The sequence below is a fragment of the Asaia bogorensis NBRC 16594 genome (genome assembly GCF_001547995.1).
GTDB lineage: Bacteria > Pseudomonadota > Alphaproteobacteria > Acetobacterales > Acetobacteraceae > Asaia > Asaia bogorensis.
In genome coordinates, this window is the sequence record NZ_AP014690.1 from 2470740 (window position 1) to 2491887 (window position 21148).

14 protein-coding genes are annotated in these 21148 nt (G+C 60.5%); 12 read left to right on the forward strand and 2 right to left on the reverse strand.

What is annotated here, in order from left to right:
- Positions 1-10 precede the first annotated feature (10 nt).
- From treZ to Asbog_RS10915, 6 genes are all read left to right on the forward strand, one after another.
- Complete coding sequence (gene treZ / locus Asbog_RS10890) at positions 11-1765, forward strand: malto-oligosyltrehalose trehalohydrolase (protein WP_062165157.1); 1755 nt, start codon at positions 11-13, stop codon at positions 1763-1765.
- 5 nt (positions 1766-1770) lie between these two features.
- The gene (gene treY, locus Asbog_RS10895; protein WP_146926343.1) at positions 1771-4380 is read left to right on the forward strand and encodes a malto-oligosyltrehalose synthase; all 2610 of its coding nucleotides are present in this window, start codon (positions 1771-1773) and stop codon (positions 4378-4380) included.
- A 258-nt stretch (positions 4381-4638) separates the two neighbouring features.
- A complete protein-coding gene (locus Asbog_RS10900; RefSeq protein WP_062165159.1) occupies positions 4639-6072 on the forward strand; it encodes a glycosyltransferase in 1434 nt (477 codons plus the stop codon).
- Positions 6069-7217 carry a hypothetical protein gene (locus Asbog_RS10905; protein WP_062165160.1) on the forward strand — a complete coding sequence of 383 codons (1149 nt, stop codon included), beginning with the start codon at positions 6069-6071 and terminating at the stop codon, positions 7215-7217. The genes Asbog_RS10900 and Asbog_RS10905 overlap by 4 nt, the downstream gene beginning before the upstream one ends.
- Positions 7214-8233: a glycosyltransferase family 2 protein gene (locus tag Asbog_RS10910; RefSeq protein ID WP_083510838.1), complete on the forward strand. Its 1020-nt coding sequence runs from the start codon at positions 7214-7216 to the stop codon at positions 8231-8233. The genes Asbog_RS10905 and Asbog_RS10910 overlap by 4 nt, the downstream gene beginning before the upstream one ends.
- 12 nt (positions 8234-8245) lie before the next feature.
- Positions 8246-9364 (forward strand): glycosyltransferase, encoded by a 1119-nt coding sequence (locus Asbog_RS10915; RefSeq protein WP_062165161.1) that lies wholly within the window; start codon positions 8246-8248, stop codon positions 9362-9364.
- On the opposite strand, the gene Asbog_RS14405 is transcribed toward Asbog_RS10915, so the two are convergent.
- Both Asbog_RS14405 and Asbog_RS10925 read right to left on the reverse strand, forming a co-directional pair.
- Positions 9343-9579: a hypothetical protein gene (locus tag Asbog_RS14405; RefSeq protein WP_146926341.1), complete on the reverse strand. Its 237-nt coding sequence runs from the start codon at positions 9577-9579 to the stop codon at positions 9343-9345. The two genes, Asbog_RS10915 and Asbog_RS14405, sit on opposite strands and share 22 nt — an antisense overlap.
- A 347-nt stretch (positions 9580-9926) precedes the next feature.
- A complete protein-coding gene (locus tag Asbog_RS10925) occupies positions 9927-11330 on the reverse strand; it encodes an aminotransferase-like domain-containing protein (protein ID WP_062165163.1) in 1404 nt (467 codons plus the stop codon).
- Between the two features lie 283 nt (positions 11331-11613).
- Here Asbog_RS10925 and Asbog_RS10930 point away from each other — a divergent pair, with 283 nt between their 5' ends.
- The 6 genes from Asbog_RS10930 to Asbog_RS10955 all read left to right on the forward strand — a co-directional run bounded on the left by Asbog_RS10930 (position 11614) and on the right by Asbog_RS10955 (position 21016).
- Positions 11614-12807, forward strand: a complete 1194-nt coding sequence (locus Asbog_RS10930) for an acyl-CoA dehydrogenase family protein (protein ID WP_062165164.1) — start codon at positions 11614-11616, stop codon at positions 12805-12807.
- 77 nt (positions 12808-12884) lie between these two features.
- On the forward strand, positions 12885-14345 hold the full coding sequence (locus Asbog_RS10935) for an NtaA/DmoA family FMN-dependent monooxygenase (protein WP_083510995.1): 1461 nt from the start codon (positions 12885-12887) through the stop codon (positions 14343-14345).
- A complete protein-coding gene (ssuD, locus tag Asbog_RS10940) occupies positions 14342-15589 on the forward strand; it encodes an FMNH2-dependent alkanesulfonate monooxygenase (protein ID WP_083510839.1) in 1248 nt (415 codons plus the stop codon). Before Asbog_RS10935 ends, ssuD begins: the two co-directional genes overlap by 4 nt.
- The gene (locus Asbog_RS10945) at positions 15589-17022 is read left to right on the forward strand and encodes an FAD/NAD(P)-binding protein (protein ID WP_062165165.1); all 1434 of its coding nucleotides are present in this window, start codon (positions 15589-15591) and stop codon (positions 17020-17022) included. Before ssuD ends, Asbog_RS10945 begins: the two co-directional genes overlap by 1 nt.
- Complete coding sequence (locus tag Asbog_RS10950; RefSeq protein WP_146926338.1) at positions 17019-18506, forward strand: MFS transporter; 1488 nt, start codon at positions 17019-17021, stop codon at positions 18504-18506. The genes Asbog_RS10945 and Asbog_RS10950 overlap by 4 nt, the downstream gene beginning before the upstream one ends.
- A 194-nt stretch (positions 18507-18700) precedes the next feature.
- A complete protein-coding gene (locus tag Asbog_RS10955; protein ID WP_083510841.1) occupies positions 18701-21016 on the forward strand; it encodes a TonB-dependent receptor family protein in 2316 nt (771 codons plus the stop codon).
- Positions 21017-21148 lie beyond the last annotated feature (132 nt).

A 21148-nucleotide genomic window follows, 5' to 3' on the forward strand; every position in this document is an offset into this window, starting at 1 on the left:
GGAGGCACCAATGCCAGAAGCGTATCTCTACCAGACCCGTTTTGGTGCCACCCCCCAGAGTGACGGAACAACGCGTTTCGCGCTCTGGGCGCCGTCATGCGAGGCCGTCAGCCTCGAACTGGAAAACCAGGCGCCCCTGCCCATGCAGGCCGAATCTGACGGTACGTTCACCCTGACAACGTCATGTCCGTCAGGTGCCCGCTATCGCTATCGCGTACGGGACGATCTTGCCGTTCCCGATCCGGCCAGCCGTAGTCAGCCGGATGGCGTGCATGGGCCGAGCGTCGTGACAGACCCGTCTTCCTATATCTGGAAAACACGGAACTGGGCTGGGCGCCCTTGGGTCGAAGCCGTCATTTACGAGCTCCATGCCGGCCTGCTCGGCGGTTTCGATGGCGTGCGCGATCGTCTGGATGAGCTCAAGGCGCTGGGTATCACGGCCATCGAGATCATGCCCGTCAACAGCTTCGGCGGCACACGCAACTGGGGGTATGATGGTGTCCTGCCCTACGCCCCGACGCAGGCCTATGGCGACCCTGACTCGCTGAAGCGGCTCATCGACACGGCTCATGCCAAAGGCATGATGGTGTTGCTGGATGTGGTCTATAACCATTTCGGCCCGGACGGGAATTTCCTGCACGACTACGCCGAAGCGTTTTTCGATCACGACAACAACTCCACCTGGGGCACTGGCATTGCCTTTGCGCAGCCTGAAGTGGCCGATTTCTTCATCGACAATGTGCTCTACTGGCTGATGGAATTCCGGTTTGACGGTGTGCGCATCGATGCGGCCTCGGCCATTACCGATCATGCGTGGTTCGGCAAGCTGCGCAAGCGCGTCGCCGGGACAATCGAGCCCGGTCGCTACGTGCATCTCATTCTCGAAAACGAAAACAACGACGCAGGCCTTCTGCGTGATGGCTATACCGCCCAATGGAATGATGACGGCCATAACGTACTGCATGTCATGCTCACGGGGGAGAAGGAGGGCTATTATGAGATGTTCGCCGATAACCCCACGCGCATACTCGCCCGCGTTTTGCATGAGGGATTTACCTATCAGGGTGAGATGAACCCGTATTCGGGCAAGAAACGCGGCATGCCGAGCGGCGACCTGCCCGCAACCAAATTTATCCTGTTCCTGCAAAACCATGACCAGACCGGCAACCGTGCCATGGGCGAGCGTCTGATTTCACTCGCAGCGCACGAAGCCCTCCATGCGGCCTATGCTCTTTTGCTGCTGAGCCCCATGGTCCCGATGCTGTTCATGGGGGAGGAATGGGGCTGCACCACACCCTTCCTATTCTTCTGCGATTTTCATGATGAACTGGCTGACGCCGTGCGTGAGGGCAGACGCAAGGAATTTGCCAAATTCGCCTCGTTTCAGGATCCCGAAAAGCGCAAGACCATCCCTGACCCCAATGCGCTCTCGACCTTCGACCAGTCGCGCCCGGATCGTGATGAGCGCGCCACGCTGGATGGGCGTATCTGGCTTGACCGCACCCATAGCCTCCTCTCCCTGCGCAAACGCTTTCTTGTGCCGAGGCTCTCGAATGTGCACAGCCTCGATGCCAGCGTGATTGGCGATAAATCGGTGCTGGCGCGCTGGAAACTCGACGATGGATCAATCCTGTCGATCGCCATCAATCTTTCGGACCACGAAACCTGCAAGATTTCCGAACCTGCCACGCTCCTTTATAGCTCGGCAGCGCGACGCGCCGTAGAAGAACTGCCACCCGGCAGTCTGGTGGCCGGACTGGAGTGACGCGCATGACCTATCTGCCTCTGACAGCAACCCTGCGGCTGCAATTTCATCGTGAATTCACCCTCAACGACGCCGTCCCGCTGGTTCCCTACTTCAGAAAGCTCGGGATCAGCCATGTCTATGCATCGCCGCTCCTGTCCTCCACCCCTGGCTCCATGCACGGCTATGACACGATCGATTGCCACACGATCGACCCGGATCGTGGCGGCATTGAAGGGCTAAAGAATCTGGTTTCGGCGCTGCGTGACCAAGGTATGGGGCTTATCCTCGATATTGTCCCCAACCATATGGGGGTCGGTTCCGCCAATCACTGGTGGATGGATGTCCTGCGCCACGGGCGCGACAGCGCCTATGCCCAGCATTTCGACATCGACTGGTCACCAGCCAGCCCGATGCTGCACAACAAGGTGCTGCTGCCTTTTCTCGGCGATCCCCTCGATGACACCATCAGGAGCGGTGATCTGAAAATCGCGCTTCATGAGGCGTCCAACCATCTCGCCATCCATTACGGCGATCAGTTTTATCCTTTGTCCGCACAAAGCGAAGCCGGATTGCTTGCCGAGGCCGGAAGCGTCAGAACATCGGCCATAACGGATGAGACCCTGACGAAACTCAACGCGCTGATCACCCCTGACAGCAAGACCGGGAGGGAGAGACTGGAAGCCCTGCTTGAGGCCCAGCACTACCGTTTGGCCTGGTGGCGCGTTGCAGGCGATCTGGTCAACTGGCGCCGTTTTTTCGATGTTACCTCCCTCGTTGCCCTGCGTATGGACCGCAAGGACGTGTTTGATGACGCGCATAAACTCGTCTTCGAGCTCTATCGTGAAGGCCTGATCGACGGCTTGCGCGTGGACCATGTCGATGGCCTCGCTCGCCCGGCGGAATACTGCACGAGACTTCGCGCCCGTCTGGACACCCTGCGGCGGGAGCGCCCGGAAGGTCTGCGCGATCAGGCACCTTTCTTCATCGAGAAAATCCTTCAGAAGAACGAAATCCTGCCACTGGAATGGCCGGTCACGGGGACGACTGGCTACGACTTTCTCGAACAGGTTGATCTTGCCCTTCATGACCCACGTGGCGAGGCACCACTAACCGAATTGTGGTCCGCTTACGGTCCGGCCGATTTTGAAACCGTCGAGCACGGGGCCCGGCATGAAAAACTCGACACTTCATTCGTGGGCGATTTCGAGGCGCTGACAGCGCGGCTTGCGGGGCAGTTCCCGTCGGGTCGTGACCTTACGCCGCACGCCATTGGCGTTGCCCTGCGCGCCCTTCTGACCGTCTTTCCGGTCTATCGCAGCTACTTCGCCGATGGTGGTGATTCCGGTGCCGATTTTCGCGCCATCGACAGGGCACGTCTCGCAGCACAGCAGATTTTGCCTGTCTATCAGCACGAGATACTGGACCAGATTTGCCAGTACCTTGCCGATGCCCGGATCGACACGACGGAACGGCAGGATATTCTCGAACGCTTCGAGCATCTCACAGCGCCCCTCACGGCCAAGGCAGGTGAGGATACAGCGTTCTATCGCTATGCCCGCCTTCTCTCGCGCAACGATGTCGGTTGCAGCCCCGATCGGTTCGCAGCCCCTGTGAAGAGCTTTCACAGCATGAATATCGAGCGTCTGGCCAACCACCCCCAGGCACTCCTTACCACCGCAACGCATGACCACAAGCGCGGGGAAGATGGACGGGCTCGGCTCATGGTTCTCAGTGAGCCGGCGGCCAACTGGCCTGAAACGGCGCGGCGCTGGCTGGACCAGAGTCAGGCTTTCCTTGAAAAGACTGCCCATGGTCCCTCACCCATATCGGCCGATGCCTATTTCATTTTCCAGACGCTGATTTCTTCCTGGCCCCTAAATGAGGCTGGTTTCAGCGATTACAGCGAACGTATCGACGCCTATCTGACGAAGGCGCTGCGTGAAGCCGGCAGCCAGACCGGGTGGAGCAATCCTGACGAAGCCTACGAGAAAGCCTGTCTGGATTTCGCCCATCGCTGCATGACCGGAGACTTTGGCAAAGGCCTGTCATCCTATGTCGCGCGCATCAGCCCGGCCGCCACGCTCAACAGCCTGTCACAGACATTGCTGCGCATGACCAGCCCCGGTGTTCCCGACCTTTATCAGGGTCGTGAAACCTGGGATTTCAGCCTTGTCGATCCGGATAACCGCCGACCCGTCGATTATCCCGGCCACCAGTCAATGCTCGATGAAGCCCTGCCCTTTGCCCAAAGCAGCGCCGGGTGGAAAAATGGGCGCATCAAGCAGGCATTGATCGAAACCGTTCTGGCTCTTCGCCTTGAGAACACGGATCTTTTTGCCTCCGGGCGTTATCTGCCACTGATGGCCACCGGCCCTCTGGCAGAGCATGTAATTGCCTTCCAGCGGCAAACGATGGAAGGCTCCTGTCTCATCATTGCGCCGCGGCTGACAATGGCGCTGGCGCCCGATGAGGGACTATGCATTCACCATCGCGGCCTGAGCGAAACAATGCTTCCTGTTCAGGGTGCCTGGCGCAGCCTGCTGCATGACGGCATCGCGCCCGAGGCCGGTGCTTTCTCGCTGGGTTATCTCAATGGCCGCCCCCCGATTGATATCCTGATCAACCGGGACTGATTTTCCGTGATGCGACAGGCTCGAACCATGACGCCTGTCGCCCACTCCCTTGGGCATACACATCCCTATCCTCGCCGGACGCGCTGCAGCGTGGGACTGGTGTCGACAACCATGCGTAGTCGGCTTTGCATGACCGCTCGTGATTCAACGAGAGTCTCTCAAGCGCCACACGAGGAAATGGGACGCGGAATGAGTCCCTAGGCGGCGCAACCCGTTCTCTCCCGAAAACGTTACATCGCCCCATGAGCGAGGTGACGCGTGCATATACTTCACATTGCGCTGGGCGGCTGTCTTCGCGCGCCCCCGGTTACCTACGGAATTACGCCCGATACGGGCGGTCATATCGCTTATGTGCTTGAGGCAGCCAGTGCACAGGCTGCCCGTCCTGACGTTGATCATATCACAATCATTACGAGACGTTTTCGTAATGAAATGCTTGGTCTGATTCACGATCAGGAGATCGAATGTGTCTCGGACAAGATCACGATCCGGCGCATCGGTGCTCCTGCCTCGCCTTACCGCGAAAAAGATGCCGCTCTTGCGGACCTTCCTGACCTGACTGAAGCCCTGCTGCGCCATGCCAGCCGCCCGGACCAGCGTTACGACGCTATTCATGTGCATTTTGCCGATGCTGCCCAGCTTGGTCTCGCTCTTGCGCAAAAGCTGAATATTCCCGTCATCTACACACCCCATGCACTAGGCATCGACAAATTGCAGGCGGGAGGGCGCAATTGCCCGGCTTTGCACGCGCGTATCGCCATGGAGCGAAGCGCCATCGCTCAGGCCGATGGCATCATCGTTTCAACCCGCGATGAAGCGAGCCACCAGATCCCCCGCTACGGCGTCGCGCTCAACCGCTCACGTCTGCGCCAGATCACACCCGGCGTCCCCACGCTCGATCCCGCACCCGCCGCGCAAGGACGGACCTTTATCGCCCGCCATCTGGCTCATCCTGATCGCCCCGTCATTCTGGCAATCGCCCGCGCTGTCGAGAAGAAGAACCTTGTCCTTTTGGCTCAGGCCTATGCAAGTGATCCCGGCCTGCGCGAGCGCGCCAATCTGGTCATTCTCGCGGGGCAACATGCCGGTGTGCAACCCGGCACGGAAGAAGCCGGTGTAATTGCACAACTGCATCATATCCGTCATGCAGCGGGGCTGGAGGGGCAATTTGCTCTACCTGCTGCTCATGAGGCGCATGATGTTGCCAGCCTTTACCGGTTTGCGGCTCATACGAGAGGCGTTTTGGTCAATCCGGCGCGTCACGAACCCTTCGGTCTGACCCTGCTCGAAGCGGCCTCGGTCGGACTGCCCGTCCTTGCCACAAATCGGGGTGGTCCGGTCGATATCATCGCCAGACTGGGGCATGGCCTGCTTTTCTCCCCTGATTCACCAGACAGCCTGACGGACAGGCTGAACCATCTGCTGTCGTCGCCCGAACTATGGGCACGGCTTTCGGGGTCAGCTACCAGACATCAGGCGCTCCTGGGCTGGGAAAACTACGCCGCGGACTCTGTCGAGTTCTACCGCAAGCTTGGACGCCAGCGTCAGCGTTTGGCACGCCCTGCCCCGCGCAGGCTTGCAACTACTGTCTTGCCGTCAGGCAACATCGCGCCATCGGTTCTTCCCTTGCCTGCATTCTCCCAGCTGATTGACAGCGCAACCCAGCCGCAACTGTCAGGATGGTCCGCATGACACGCCCTATTGGTTATTTCGTGCATCATCAGGGTCGCGGTCATGCTGAGCGCTGCCTCGCGATCATCAACGCTCTGCCCGATACGCGTCCGGTACGCATTTTCTGTGCCCGCGCCGATCTGTTTCCTGACCTGCCCGCCCATGTCAGCCTGACCGTCATTCCGTCGCTTTTCGAAGCGACCGGGGTGGAAAACGCGGCGCTGGCAGATATGCCCACGCCCCGCACCCTGCATTGTGCGCCGCTTGGATGGCCCGGCATACGGCAGGCTATGGGGCAGATAGTGGCGTGGTTTGTCGAGGCAGACCCGGCCCTGATGATTTGTGATGTTTCGGCCGAAATTGCCCAGCTTTGCCGCCTGTGCAGTGTGCCGCATATCAAGATCCTGCAACACGGCGACCGTGACGACGAGGGGCATCAGGCAGCTTATGATGGCGCAGTCGGTCTGCTGGCGCCGTTTTCGGCCCAGCTAGCACAACCTGAATGGACGACCTCACGGCTGCAGCAGATTTTCTTTGCCGGTGGCCTCGGCAAGCCCGAGATCCTGCCTGAAAAGGAAGTGGCCCGACAACGCATCGGCATCGCCCCAGACAGGGAAATGATCCTTGTCATGACAGGCGGCGGCGGATCGGGTTTCACTCTGGCCCCCATCACAGTCGGCGCACGCCACCGCCCCGATGCCCTGTGGGTCACAATCGGCGCGCTGGAACGCGACTGGCACGCAACAGAGCCTGGCAATATTCTTCATCGCGGGTGGGTATCCAACGCGACAGACTATATCGCCGCGGCCGATTGCATCATTGCGAGCACAGGCAATACGACCTGCCAGCAAATTCTCGCCGCCGGCAAGCCATGGCTTGCTATCCCGGAATGGCGCTATTTCGATGAACAGCGTCGCAAGGCCGAGTGCCTCGAAGCCGCCCATATGGCCGTCATACGCCAGCACATGCCTGCCTCGGCGCTCGCCTGGGCAAAAGCGCTGGAAGAGACCTATTTGAACCATCGGCCCGGCATCCAGCGCAGCGCCATAGATGATCGTCCCGCCGAGGGTGTTGCGCACTGGCTTGAGACCCTGATTGCCCGCCTCTGGAATGAGCCCCCTTCCACCATGACCGGCGCCACCGCGCATGAAAGTTTCCTGCCATGAATACGCTTTCGGTTCTGACCCTTGCCAGAGGGCGCGCCAGCCATCTGGCCAATATGATGCTCGGTCTGTCGCGCCAGAGCGTCCAGCCTGACGAATTCATCGTTATCGTGATGCAGGATAAGCCCTATGAAAACCTGCCAGAGGTGGATTTTCCCGCGCGTCAGATCCTTGCCCCTGCCGGGGTGATGAATCTGTCTGCCGCGCGTAATCTTGCGGCGTCGCAAGCCATTGGTGAGGCTCTCGTATTTCTCGATATCGATTGTATCCCGGCACCGCATTGCCTGCGGGATTATCGGGATGCGCTGGAAACCTGCGACGGGCTGCTGATGGGTGAGGTCATGTACCTCCCCGCCGGGGCAAATGATGAAGGTTGGACCTACGCTGCTTTCGAGGCCGTCAGCGAGCGCCATTCCGACCGACGCGGCCCCCCGGCCTACGGGGTGGAATCCTGCCCGGATTATCGCTGCTTCTGGTCGCTCAATTTCGCTATTCGCGGGACACGCTTCGCGAGTTCTGGCGGGTTCGACGAAGGATTCATCGGCTATGGCGGTGAGGACACGGATTTTGCCAAGGGTTTCACTCTTGCCGGCAATGCCTTGGCCTGGGTCAATGGCGCACGCGTCTACCATCAGCACCACACGCATCATATGCCGCCCGTTCACCATCTTGAGACGGTTGTTCGGAACGCCGAGATTTTTCAGAGCAAATGGGGCTACCGGACCATGGGCCACTGGCTTCACGCCTTCCGGCTCATGGGGCTGATCGATGACACGCCCGGACAACCTATCCGTATCCTGCGTGCCCCCAATGCAGACGATCTGGCCCTGACAGGACAGCAGGCTCATCAGCCCTATGCCAATACGGCTTCGGTCATCAGAATTCTTGAGCAGCGTCAGGCAACACGTGAAGCCGCTTTCGCTGCGCTGCGACCGACTGAAACTGCCCCGCCCCTGCCAGTACCTCATGGCTCTTTACGCCCCGACGCGGTGAACCCTGTCGCCATCGCGGCTGAGTGACGGGTCGTCATCATGAACCGCCCGCTCCGCATTGCCCTGGTGGCGCATCCGCGCCACCCGATTGCCGAACCATTCAAGGGTGGGATGGAGGCGCATAGTTTTCATCTCGCGCGAGGCCTGATGGCGCGGGGGCATGACGTCACGCTTTTCGCTGCGGGTGACAGCGATCCCGCCTTTACGATCGATTCTTTGCTGCCTGTTCACTATGACCGCGACTACCCTTGGGAAAATACGACCCCCCATCCGGAGCTCTACACCGTTCTCGACAAGGCCTTTGGCGCGGCCCGCCACCGGATTTTTTCGGGACACTATGACATTGTTCACAACAACTCCCTCCATCGTTTTGTGATGCAGGAAGCAAAACGTACCGGCCTGCCTTGCGTGACGTCGCTGCATGTCCCGCCATTTGACGCCATACACGGCGTGGTGCGCGACACACTGAGTGATACCCATCATGTCACAGTGACATCCGCCCGACAGAACATCTCATGGTGGGGGCAGGCCGTCCCGCCCGAGAGCATGGTTGTGCATAACGGGATCGATGTGGCCTGCTGGCCCTTCGGTGCCGCGGGAGGCGATCACGCCATCTGGTGCGGGCGGATAACACGCAACAAGGGTCCGCATCTGGCCATCGCAGCGGCAAAACGCGCCAATATGTCGCTTCGTCTCTTCGGGTATCTGGAGGACAGAGCCTATTTCGATCAGGAGATCGCACCTGAGTTGAGCGAGGGCATCAGTTATGGCGGCGTTCTGGAAGGCGCCGCCTTGTCGAACGAGATGCAGCGGGCCGCGCTTTTGCTATTCACGCCCTGCTGGGATGAGCCTTTTGGCCTGATTGCTGTCGAGGCCATGGCGAGCGGATTGCCTGTGGCATCGTTCGATCAGGGTGCTGCAAGAGAGATCATCGGCGAGACAGCCGGACGTTATGCGTCACCGGGGGATGTTGACGGCCTTGCTCTGGCGATCCGGGAGGCGTCACGCATCGACAGGTCGCTTCCCCGGTACAGGGCAGAGGCTTTCTATAGCCGCGAGACGATGATCGACAATTACGAGGCGATCTATCGCCGCGTCATGGCCGCCTCGTCGCGCGTAAGAGAGGGTGAGCGCCCTTACGAGACGCTCATGTTGTAAACCGCATACATGGCCCAGAACAACGTGGCGCCAAGAGCCCAGTAATTGGTGTGGAAGTGGTCCTGCATGTCGACCGAAGTGCCCGCGATGGCCCAGGCAAGACAGACGTGGAACATAAGCACGCCGACCACCATGGCAATCATACGGTAGCGCAGACGGCGCTGCGCCTTCGCTTCTCTTATTTCCAGCGACATGTTGGCGACTTCTGCGGTCATTCTTACTCTCCCTGACGGAGAGGCGTCGACGGTGGAGCGAATATCCCCGGCGCCATCCCGTTGCTGGTTTTCCTGGAGAGGGCCACCCAGCCCCGCCGCGTATGGCAGAACCGGAACACCCTGTTCCCTCCTCGCACCATGACCGAAACTGACTGCAAATGCAAAATATTGTATGGACCAAAAGGCCATACAAAAGAAGCTATTGACGATTTTCGGGAACATTATCCGATACAACACCAAACAATATACCGATCATTCAATGACAAACCATTGCGACAACCCCATACCATTGAAAACTTGTGGTTTTTCGCTCTCTTTTTCGTGAACGACAGAACGCACTGTCTCGGTCACACAATATCGGAAAATCCGCTGGCGGGGCGATAATCCAGCACTGAACGCAGATTGATAAGCGAGTCCCGCAGCCCGGAGAGGTCAGGGGCGCTTCCAAGTGCGATCCTCACCGCCGGGGGTGCATGCCCGGTCACCGCAAAGACAGAGCCGGGCACAAGAGCCAGCCCCTGCCGCCTCGCGAACGCCACGAAATCGGCACTGGTCCACCATTCGGGCAAAGGCAGCCATACATGAGGGCTGGGTGAACGGTCATGAAAATGATCGCTCATTACCTGCCGCAGCACATGATGACGCTGTGTCAGTTCTTCGCGGATGCCGCGCAGGCATTGCTGGGCAATACCGGTCTCGATCCAGCGTGACACGAGCGCGTCCAGCAGGCCTGCCTTGGCCTGACAGATGGCCCGCACGCCCGAGGTGATGCGGCGGGTCATCTCCGCGCCGGGCAGGACGATGTAAGCCGTGCGCAAACCGGGGCTGAGCACCTTGGACAAGGTGGCGACATAGATGACACGTGTCGGATCGAGCATTGCCAGTGTCGGCGGGGGCGCCTTGAGGAGGAGACTATAGGGATCGTCCTCGACAATCTGCACCTGATAGCGTCTGGCGATGCCAAGTATGGCCTCACGCCGGGCGACTGACCATGTGGCAGCGGTCGGATTGTGAAGGGTCGGGGTGCAATACAGAACCCGGGGTCTGTGCTGCGCGCAGAGTTCGTCCAGTGCCTCGGGATTCATTCCCTCCTCATCATGATCGACCCCAAGCAGCACATAGCCAAACTGGGCGGCAATCGACCTCATGCCCGGATAGGTCAGATAATCCGTGACAATCGCCTCACCCGGCCTGACGAGAGAACTCATGATGGCCGACAGCGCAACCTGGGCGCCCGGCACAATCAGCAGTTCACCTGCCCGCCTGCGCCCCAGAACGGGAGCCAGCCAGTTGATCCCGAGCTGGCGATCCTGCTGCGTTCCGCCAGTCACGCGGTATGACATCAGGGACTGCACATCCTGATGGCGAAATATGGAGGCGATCTCGCCCTGTATCATGGCCTGTAGGGACGGGTCGCGGGGAAGAGGCGGTGAGTTCATGGTGAGATCGATCACGCTGGCGCCGGTCTGACGCCACGAACCATCGCCCGCGTTGATCCTGACGAATGTACCGCGTCCGACCGTTGCATCGAGCAGGCCGCGCTTTTGCGCCTCGCCAATGGCGCGGGTTACCGTGCTGAGATTGGTGCCCAGACGGGCAGCCATCTCGCGCTGAGGGGGGAGCCTCTCACCCTCCTGCAAATCCCCCTTGCGGATCGCATGGGCAATACATTCGACCATGACGAGATAGAGCGCACCCGTCGCCCGGCTGAGCGCTGCTTTCCATTCATCGAGATAAGCTTCGCCTGCCATTTGCCGCCCCTGCCCCGCTATTCGCCATGCTGCATCAACTGGCCCCGTTTCTACCCCTCAGGCGACAGTGCAGGAAGAGCCGTCAAGTGCGGAGCACGGATCACCCAGACCAGGCAGGACGCCTAACCGTCGGCTATACATTATAACGATCTATAATAGTGATTAACGAATTTAACGTGATTCACCGTTGACAAAAAATATCATTCCATTCTGTTATGTCGATATAACAACTATTTTTTGTTGTTGAATTCACTAAATTCAGTCCTTCCTTAGGGATTTTGTCATGGTTTTCACAGAGATTTTTCGCGTTATTGCTCGAGATGCCGCGCAGCGCGACTGTGAAAGAGCCCCTGCGCATGACGCTGTTGCCGCTCTGGCTCAGGCCGGATTTGGTCGGTTGCGTCTGGACAAGGCGGCAGGCGGGGCAGGTTTGAGCCTGTCTCAAAGCTTCAGGGTCCTGCGTGACCTCGCCAGCGCGGACTCCAATATTCCACAGATTTTCCGGGCGCATTTTGCCTTCGTTGAAACGCTGCGCGCCGGATTGCCGGATGCCGAACGGTGGCGCGGCCTGATACGCGAAAACCGGGTTCTGGGCGCGGCCATGGCCGAGCGCAATAACGAGACGAGCGTCACCACCCAGGTTACCGAGGCCCCTGAGGGGCTGCGGCTGAACGGACGCAAATACTACTCGACCGGAACGCTCTATGCTGACTGGATTATCGTCTGGGCCACTTTCGGCAGTGACAGGGTGCGCGTGCTCGTGCCTGCAGACGCCCCCGGCGTTACCCGACTGGACGACTGGGACGGGTTTGGCCAACGCCTGACCGGCAGCGGCACCACAATTTTCGAGCAGGTCCCGCTGCAGCCCTGGCAGATTGTCGAACGCTCACCATCTGACGCCCCGCCAAGCCAGCCTTTCCTTGGGGCCTATTACCAGCAATTCCACAACACGACCCTCGCAGGCATCGCCCAGGCCGTGCTGCGCGATGCGATGGATTTTGTCCGCCCGCGCGAGCGGGTATTCGGCGTGCCGGGCAAGGTGGTCCAGAAGGATGACCCGATCGTGCAGAGCGTCGTGGGACGTCTGTCCTCTCTTGCCTACTCGACCGCTGTGCTTGCTGATCGCGGAGCACAGGCGCTTGAGGAGATCGAGCCGCTCTTCCTTGCCGGGCAGCATGATGACGATGCCATCGAAAAGGCCCAGGAGGAAATCTTCAAGGCGCAGCAGATCATCGCGCAGCAGACGCTTGAAGCTGCCACGGCCCTGTTCGAGGTTGGCGGTGCCTCGGCCACTTCCGAAACGCGGCGTCTCGATCGGCATTGGCGCAATGCCCGCACACTGGCCTCGCATAATCCCGCCGCACAGCGTCAGCGCGAACTGGGCGATGTGGCGCTCAACGGCACCAGATTATGGACACCCTATCGCGACGGGCTGCGCCGCCTTGCGGCAGACGCAAACCGGGAGAACGCAGCATGAGCCCTGCACCCCACCCCGATCGGCAGGGCGCGGCACCGCCCGGCAAACGCAAGACCCTTCACGTCAATCTGTTCGAGATGGCCTGCGTCAGTCACATCGTCCACGGCATGTGGCGCGAGGAAGGCAACCAGCGCCATCGTTTCGGCGAGATGGCGTTCTGGCTTGAGACAGCCCGCAAGGCCGAGGCTGCGGGGATGGATGCCATCTTCCTGGCGGACGTGATCGGCATTTATGACCGGTTTGGCGGGCTCGATGCGTCATTGCGTCTTGGTTTGCAGATTCCGAATCTCGATCCGCTCTCGCTCATTCCGGCAATGGCCGCCGTTACCACCACGCTCGGCTTTGCCGCGACATTTTCCACGACCTACGAACCACCTTTTGCCTTTGCGCGGCGCATGAGCACGCTCGACCTGCTGACGAATGGCCGCGTGGGCTGGAACGTCGTCACCTCCTACCTGCCCAATGCCGCACGCAATTTCGGTCTGGATGGCGAGCTGGAACATGACAGCCGTTACGACCGCGCCGATGAATATCTCGAAGTGCTCTACAAGCTCTGGGAAGGCAGCTGGGAGGAGGAGGCTGTCATTGCGGATCGCGAAGGTGATCGCTTCAGCGATCCCGCTCGTGTGCGCCACATCAATCATGACGGCACGCATTTCCGTGTCGAGGGGCCGCATCTTGTGCAGCCCACACCGCAGCGCACGCCGGTTCTGTTTCAGGCCACCGGTTCGCCACGCGGGCTGAAAACGGCATCACGCCATGCCGAGGCCGTATTCATTGGCGGTCGCACACAGGATGAGGTGCGCAACCATATTGCCCGCACCCGCGCAGCGGCCGCAGCGGAAGGGCGCGATCCTTCGGAGCTGAAATTCTATGTGATGGCCGGTCTCATTGCAGGCCGCACAACCGAGGAAGCCGAGGCCAAACTGGCGCGCTACCGGGCTCTGTATTCCGTGGAGGGCGCACTGGTCCATGCTCAGGCTGAAATCGACCTGCGACAGTTCGACCCGGCGCTTACCATCGGTCAGGCCCTTTCTCAAAGCGGGCGTGAATTGGGCAATATGGGGCGTCGCTTTGGTGCCGATCAGACAGTCGGTGCGGCACTCGCGCAGATCGCAAGCTTTGACGAGGGGCGCTTTTTCATCGCCGGCACGCCGGAGCAGATTGCCGATGCCATCGAGACCTGGCTCGATGAGGACGGCATCGATGGCATCAATCTGCGGCAATATCACAGTCACGAAACGCTGGACGATTACGCCACCCTGATCGCGCCCGAATTGCGCCGCCGCGGAAGGCTGCCGCCTGCCCCGGCAGAGGGTGAAACGCTGCGCCATCGCCTGACAGGGCGTGACCGCCTGCCCGACACCCATCCCGCCTCCGCCTATCGCAAGCCCCCGGCCTTCTGGGCCACCCCGCCAGCGCCCGGCGCACATCCCATAAGCACGTCCCCGCCAACTCGGCGCACGCCAGAGCCCGCATCGGGACCACAGACCAGCCCACGGCAAGAGACCGTGCAGAAAGAAAGCGCCCTGCCATGACCCGCCCCCCTTTCTCCCTTCCGTTCGCACCGGTAGACAGCACCTCTTTCGGGGGGCGTTCAGGTGATGGTGGTGCAGCCCACACGACCCCGGACAAGATCAACGTCCTGTGGTTCCTGCCCACGCATGGTGACAGCCGTTATCTTGGCACCAGCGAGGGCGGTCGCGCGGTCGATCTGCCCTATCTGCAACAGATTGCCCGCGCCGCTGATTCGCTGGGCTATTATGGGGTGCTTCTGCCCACCGGGCGCAGCTGCGAGGATTCCTGGGTTGTTGCCTCCGCGCTGGTCACCTCGACCGAGCGTCTGAAATTCCTTGTGGCTGTGCGTCCGGGGCTCCAGTCACCCACGCTCGCCGCGCGCATGACCTCGACGCTCGACCGCCTGTCCGGAGGGCGTCTGCTGATCAACGTCGTAACAGGGGGTGACCCGCGCGAAAATGGCGGCGATGGGCTGTTTCATGACCATCCCACGCGCTACGCCATTACCGACGAATTTCTGGATATCTATTCGCGCCTTCTGCGTGGCGAGACGATCGCCCATGAAGGGCCGCATTTCCGCATCGAGGATGGTCGGCTGCTCTTTCCGCCCCATCAGGAAAACGGCCCGCCGCTCTATTTCGGCGGCTCTTCCGATGTCGGGATCGATATTGCGGCAAGACGGGTACAGAAATACCTGACCTGGGGCGAGCCGCCCGCCCTTGTGCGCGAGAAGATCGCCCGAGTGCGCGAGGCTGCTGCGAAAGCGGGGCGCGAGGTCAGCTTTGGCATACGCTTTCACGTCATTGCCCGCGAAACGACGGCAGAGGCCTGGGCAGAGGCAGATCGGCTGATTTCGAAACTCGATGATGCCACGATTGCCGAGGCGCAATCTGTTTTTGCGCGGCTTGATTCCGTGGGGCAGTCACGCATGAGCGCCCTGCATGGCGGCCGGCGTGACAAACTCGAGATCAGCCCAAACCTCTGGGCCGGTGTCGGGCTGGTTCGCGGTGGCGCGGGAACGGCGCTCGTGGGCGATCCGGCCACCATTGCCGAGCGTATGGATGAATACCGCCGCGCAGGGTGCGACAGCTTCATTCTCTCGGGTTATCCACATCTTGAGGAAGCCTATCGCTTCGGTGAACTCGTACTGCCGCTGCTGCCAACCGCCCATCCCGTGCGTACGAAGCAGGCCAGCAGCAATATGGGCCCGTTTGGCGAAACCATTGCCGGAAGCCACAGGCCCGGACGGATCGCGGCGTCATAATGGGCAGCGCATCCCCCTCCTACCCGGTCGCCATTATCGGCGGCGGCGCCTCAGGTGCGATGGTGGCCTATCATCTGCTCAGGCTGCGCCCTGACCTCGCTGCCGGCCAGGTGGCAATTATCGAGCCACGTGCCCAGCTTGGTGCGGGGCTCGCTTATGGCACGCAGGACCCGGAGCACCGGATTAATGTGCCCGCGTCGCGCATGAGTCTCGATACCAGCGTGCCGGGAGATTTCCGCGCATGGCTCGATCTTGATGCCCTGTCCGCCACCGATCCTGACGCCTTTCTACCCTCGGGCGATCTCTACCCCTCACGGACGCAGTTTGGCCGTTATGTTGCGGCCCGCCTCGCCCCCGAAATCACATCGGGGCGGTTGCGGCATATCCGCGCCGAGGCGCTCGATATCACGCGCGACAGGCTTTGGCGTATCGCTCTCAGCGATGGGCCGCCCATCCTGGCGGAACGGCTTGTCATCGCCCTGACCCATCCCGCACCCGCCCTGCCGGTGCCGCTCAGGGCGCTCGCCCACGACCGACGCGTGATTGCCAACCCGTGGCGTGACGACGCGCTGTCGCGCATCGGGGTGCAGGATCGTGTGGCCATTATAGGAACGGGCCTTACCATGGCCGATGTCGTGGCCAGCCTGACCGCACGCGGCCATCAAGGACCCATCGTCGCCTTCTCGCGGCGTGGGCTACGACCGCGCGCTCATGCTGCCGAGGCCTCGGCGCTCTCCGAACTTCTCCCCATTGCGCCGGCCCCGACCGCAAGGGGCCTGCTGCGCCATGTGCGGCAGGCACTGCGCGATCATGCCGATCTGTCATGGCACGAAGTGATCGACGCCGTGCGCAAGCAAGGGCTTGTTCTGTGGTCGGCACTTTCTCTTTCAGAACGTCGACGGCTGATACGTCACCTGCGCCCCTTCTGGGATGTGCATCGCTTCCGTATCGCCCCGCAGATCGACGCCATCCTCACACAGCGTCTGGCCGAAAAAACCCTCAGCCTGCGTGCTGCACGCCTCGTGTGTGCAGAAATCTCGGAAGGTGGTGTGCGCCTGCGCATCCAGCCCCGGGACAGGACAAAGCTGGGGGAGCCCTCCTTTCCCCTTGTGGTGGATCACGTGATCAATACCACCGGCCCCGACCATGCAGGCATTGTCGCACATATGCCTGTGCTGCGGTCGCTCGCAGCACAGGGCGCCCTTGCCCCGGACCCGACCGGCCTTGGACTGCACACCAGCCTTGATCATCACGCGCTGTCTGATGGCCACAAGGTGGACTCGGTGCTTATTGCGGGTCCGTTGTCACGCGGCACCTTTGGCGAATTGATGGGCCTGCCCGAAGTGACCGAAAACGCGCAGTCGGTGGCCCGCCATCTCGCAGCCCTCCTCTCTCCTGCAACGCAACGTCTGCCCGATGAGGTCCGATCATGAGTGCCGCCCCCTCTCATGCGCCCGAACGCCCGATCATTCGCTCGGCCGATGATATTGCGGCCCTGATCAATCGCGGGCCGAGCGGCAAGGGTCATGCCAATATCATCGTGCTGCTGGCTTTGGGCGGCGTGTTTCTTGACGCCTATGACCTGACGACCCTCTCCTATGGCATTGGCGATGTGCAGAAGCATTTCGGCCTGTCCGGCTCACAAACCGGAATTGTAGCGGCCGCCATGAGCGCAGGAACAATTATTGGCAGTATCATGGGCGGATGGCTGACTGACCGTATCGGCCGCTACGCTGTATTCATGGCGGACATGGCATGCTTCGTGATTGCGGCCCTTGTTGCCGCTGCTGCACCAAGCGCGAGCATTCTCATCTTGGCCCGTTTTGCCATGGGGTTTGGCGTTGGTATGGATCTGCCCGTTGCCATGGCGTTTCTCTCCGAGTTCTCGAAGCTCTCGGGCAAGGGAAGCAAGGCCGGGCGGGCCGCCGCATGGTGCCCCACCTGGTATGCGGCCTCCTCAGCCTGCTTCATACTCGTGTTTGCGCTTAACGCCATTGTGCCAACCAGCCACCCGGACTGGCTGTGGCGTGCCTCGCTCGGCTTTGGCGCAGTCCCTGCCCTGATCATCATTCTGGTGCGCAGCCGCTACATGAGTGAATCGCCGCTCTGGATTGCCCGCCACGGTGATCTGGAAAAAGCCGCCGCCATCCTGCGCGCCACACATGGGGTGGACCCAGTTCTGCATATCACGGTAGCGCCGCCGCGCCAGACGCCGCCCAGCCTGTTTGCCCTGCTGCGCAAGCCCCTGCTCAAGCGCACCACGCTTGTCATTGGCATGAAGATCGTGAGCGCCACCTCCTATGCAGCGATTGCCTTTGGTCTGCCGGGGCTTCTGTCGTCCATGCTGCACCTGCAACGCACCGAAGTGCTGGGTGTGTCCATCCTGCTCAATCTGGTCTTTGCCTTCAGTGGCGGCCTGCTTGGCGTCAGGTTGACCCGCAGCTTCGGATCGCGACCGATCACCCTCGCCGGTTATGCCATGCAGGTGGCGGGCATTCTACTGCTTGCCCTGACCGGCACGCCGCATAGTAGTCTGGGCATCGTGTCGGTGATGAGCGGTTTTGCCCTCTTCCTGTTTGCTCAGGGTTTCGGGCCAGGATGCCAGCAGATGGTCTATCCAACGCTCAGCTACCCGACCGAATTGCGCGGCACAGGCATCGGCTTCACCAACTTCGTAGCCGGATTCAGTGGCACACTGAGCATGTGGGCCCTGCCCACGCTCTATACAGCACTCGGTATGCAGATCTTCTGGGTCATCCTGATTGCCCCCTTGTTCGGCATTGCGCTGCATATGGCGCTTCGATGGGAGGTGTTCGGCTATGACGCCGATGCTGACCCGACCCTGTGTCATGCCCTGTATCGCACACGGGACGGAAACAGGGGGCAGACGCTCTGCCCCTCAAACCAGGCCCCGTGAGCGCCCCCTCTTTCACCCTCCGAGCATGAAGGGCTTCTCCCTCTGCGCCCGGACGATCCGCGACGTAATTCAACGATTATAAATGAGTGAAATAATGAACAACGAAAATATACCGTTTATCCCCTCACACGACCGATGTCCGCCTTCTCGCACGCTCTCCAGTTTATTCATCACCCTCCCCGGATATCGCCCTTATGAAACACCGCCACCGATCTGAATTGCCCCTCCCGCGTCGCAACACGCTTGGCCCCCACTCCCTCGCCCTTCTGGCCGGGGTGAGCCTTGTTCCCGTCTCGACGGCATTTGCCGCCGTCTCACCGAGCCGCAACCCTGCTCCCGTGCAGCCCGGTCACACGGCCACTCAGCCTGGCTCAAGCGCTGAGTCGCCGTCAACTTCAGCATACGCAGCATCGGCAAAAGCCACCGATCGAGCCAAAAGGGGCGTCCAGACGCCCGATCGACGCAGTGGCGCGAAATCTGTCATCGGCAAAGCGGAATCGATCACCGTTTCGCAGCATCGTCTCTCCCCGGCCGCAGCAGCGAGCCGCCAGCTCGAAACCGTGCCGGGTGGGGTATCCGTCATCAGTTCGAAGGAAGTCCTTCGCAGCCGTAATCTGACCAATGCCGATCTTCTGGCTTTCCAGCCCGGCGTCTTTGCCCAAAGCTCTGGCGGCGGCGACGGGTTGCGCCTCTCCATTCGTGGTTCCGGCATCCAGACAGGCACCAACTACTTCCGCTCCGGTATTCTGCTGATGTTCGACGGGCTCCCCGTCACCACCCCTGCCGGCACGCCCTATGAGCTATTCGAGACGCTAGGCATCCAGTACACCGAGGTTCTGCGCGGCGCGAATGCGTTCGATTATGGCGGGTTGCAGCTTGGGGGTGCCATCAATTACGTGGCGCCCACGGGCTATACGGCCGATCATTTCCAGGCGCGTGTCGAGGCAGGCAGCTTCAACTACAACAAGCAGCAGATCAGTTCTGGCGCCGTCATCGGCAAGTCCGATTATTATATCAGCCTCACCAAATCCTATCGCGGCGGGTATCAGGCCCAGACGGCAGCGAGCAGCTTCGGCGTCAATGCCAATTACGGCTATCGCTTCAATGACAATGTCTCGACACGCCTCTTCTTTCGCTATCGCCAGACGCAGAACGGCTATCCGGGCTATCTGACCCGCGACCAGATCGAAACCAACCCCAAACAGGCTCAGGCGCTTTACGCTTCGCTGCACGGGCATCGCATCCAGCCCGGCAGCAAATTCTATGGCGACATGACCACGATCCGTATCGATGACCGCTCGAAGCTCGAACTCGGTTTCGATTATCAGGATGCGCCGATCGATATCCAGAATACGGCGACCGCCCAGCGCTGGGGCTACAAGACAGTCGCGGGGGTGCTGCGTTACAGCCGCAACGATACTGTTTGGGGCCACAAGAGCGAAACGCTGTTCGGCATCGATACCTATACCGATCTGGAGGCGTGGCAAACCAACCGGTCGCGCACCAATACGGGCATTTATGCCAAAATCCCCTTTGGCACCGTGCTGCGCCATTCGAATTACGGCGGCACCGATAACTACTTTCACATCCGGAACAATTTTGAGTTGTTTCATAATTTCTGGCTGACAGCAGCTGGCGCTCTGGATTTCGTGCAGCGTTCGACCGAGGTCACCTATCCCACGCGGAGCTCTGTTGGCACCTCCGGGCTCGGCTTTACGCCCCGTGGCGGCTTTCGCTACGTGATTTCGCCCCATGCCTCGATTTACGGCAATGTCAGCCGCAGCTTCCAGCCGCCCAATGACTGGCAATTGCTCTCCGGCGCGCTCTACACTTCCGGCCCGGCGCAGGGCCTCAATGCCTCGGGGGTAAAGCTCGATAACCAGACCGCCACGACCTATGAAGTCGGCACACGGGGAGAGTGGAAAAACAATCGCTGGAGCGTCTCCTATTACTATTCAGACGTACGCAATGAGCTGCTCTCGGTCATGACGCCGCTCTCCCAGCTTTACGGTGCGGCCACCTATTCCAATGCCAGCCCGACGACGCATCAGGGTGTCGAGGCCTCGCTGGAAACCGATCTCATCAAATGGTCAGGGGGCAAGCTTGGCCTGCGCCAGTCCTATACCTGGCAGGATTTCCACTTCAAGCATGACGCGGTGTTCGGCCATAACGCCCTGCCGGGCATACCGGCGCATTTCTATCAGGGGGAAATACGCCTCGACCTGAAGAACGGGCTTTATGCCAATTTCAATACACAGGTCTCGTCAAAAGTCTCCGGCTCCTATGATGACACCTATTACGCACCGTCCTACCACATCTTCAACACCACCATCGGGTATGAGTGGCCGCACAAACACCGGCAGGTCTTCCTGTCCTTTAACAACCTCGCCAACACGCATTACGCCTCGATCGTCGTGCCGGGCTACATCGCCGCAGGCAAGCAGCTCGCGGTGTTTCAACCCGGCGACGGCTTTGGCGTTTTCGCCGGTGTTTCGGCGGGCTTTAACTAGGTTTCAACACGGTTTTTACCTTTTCCGATGTGACATTTTCAGGTTGGGAGGAGCGCCCGTCTCCCAACCGGGAAATCTCCAGAGGCCGACCTCGAATGCCTGCAACATTCCGACGCGGCGAATTCATGGAAC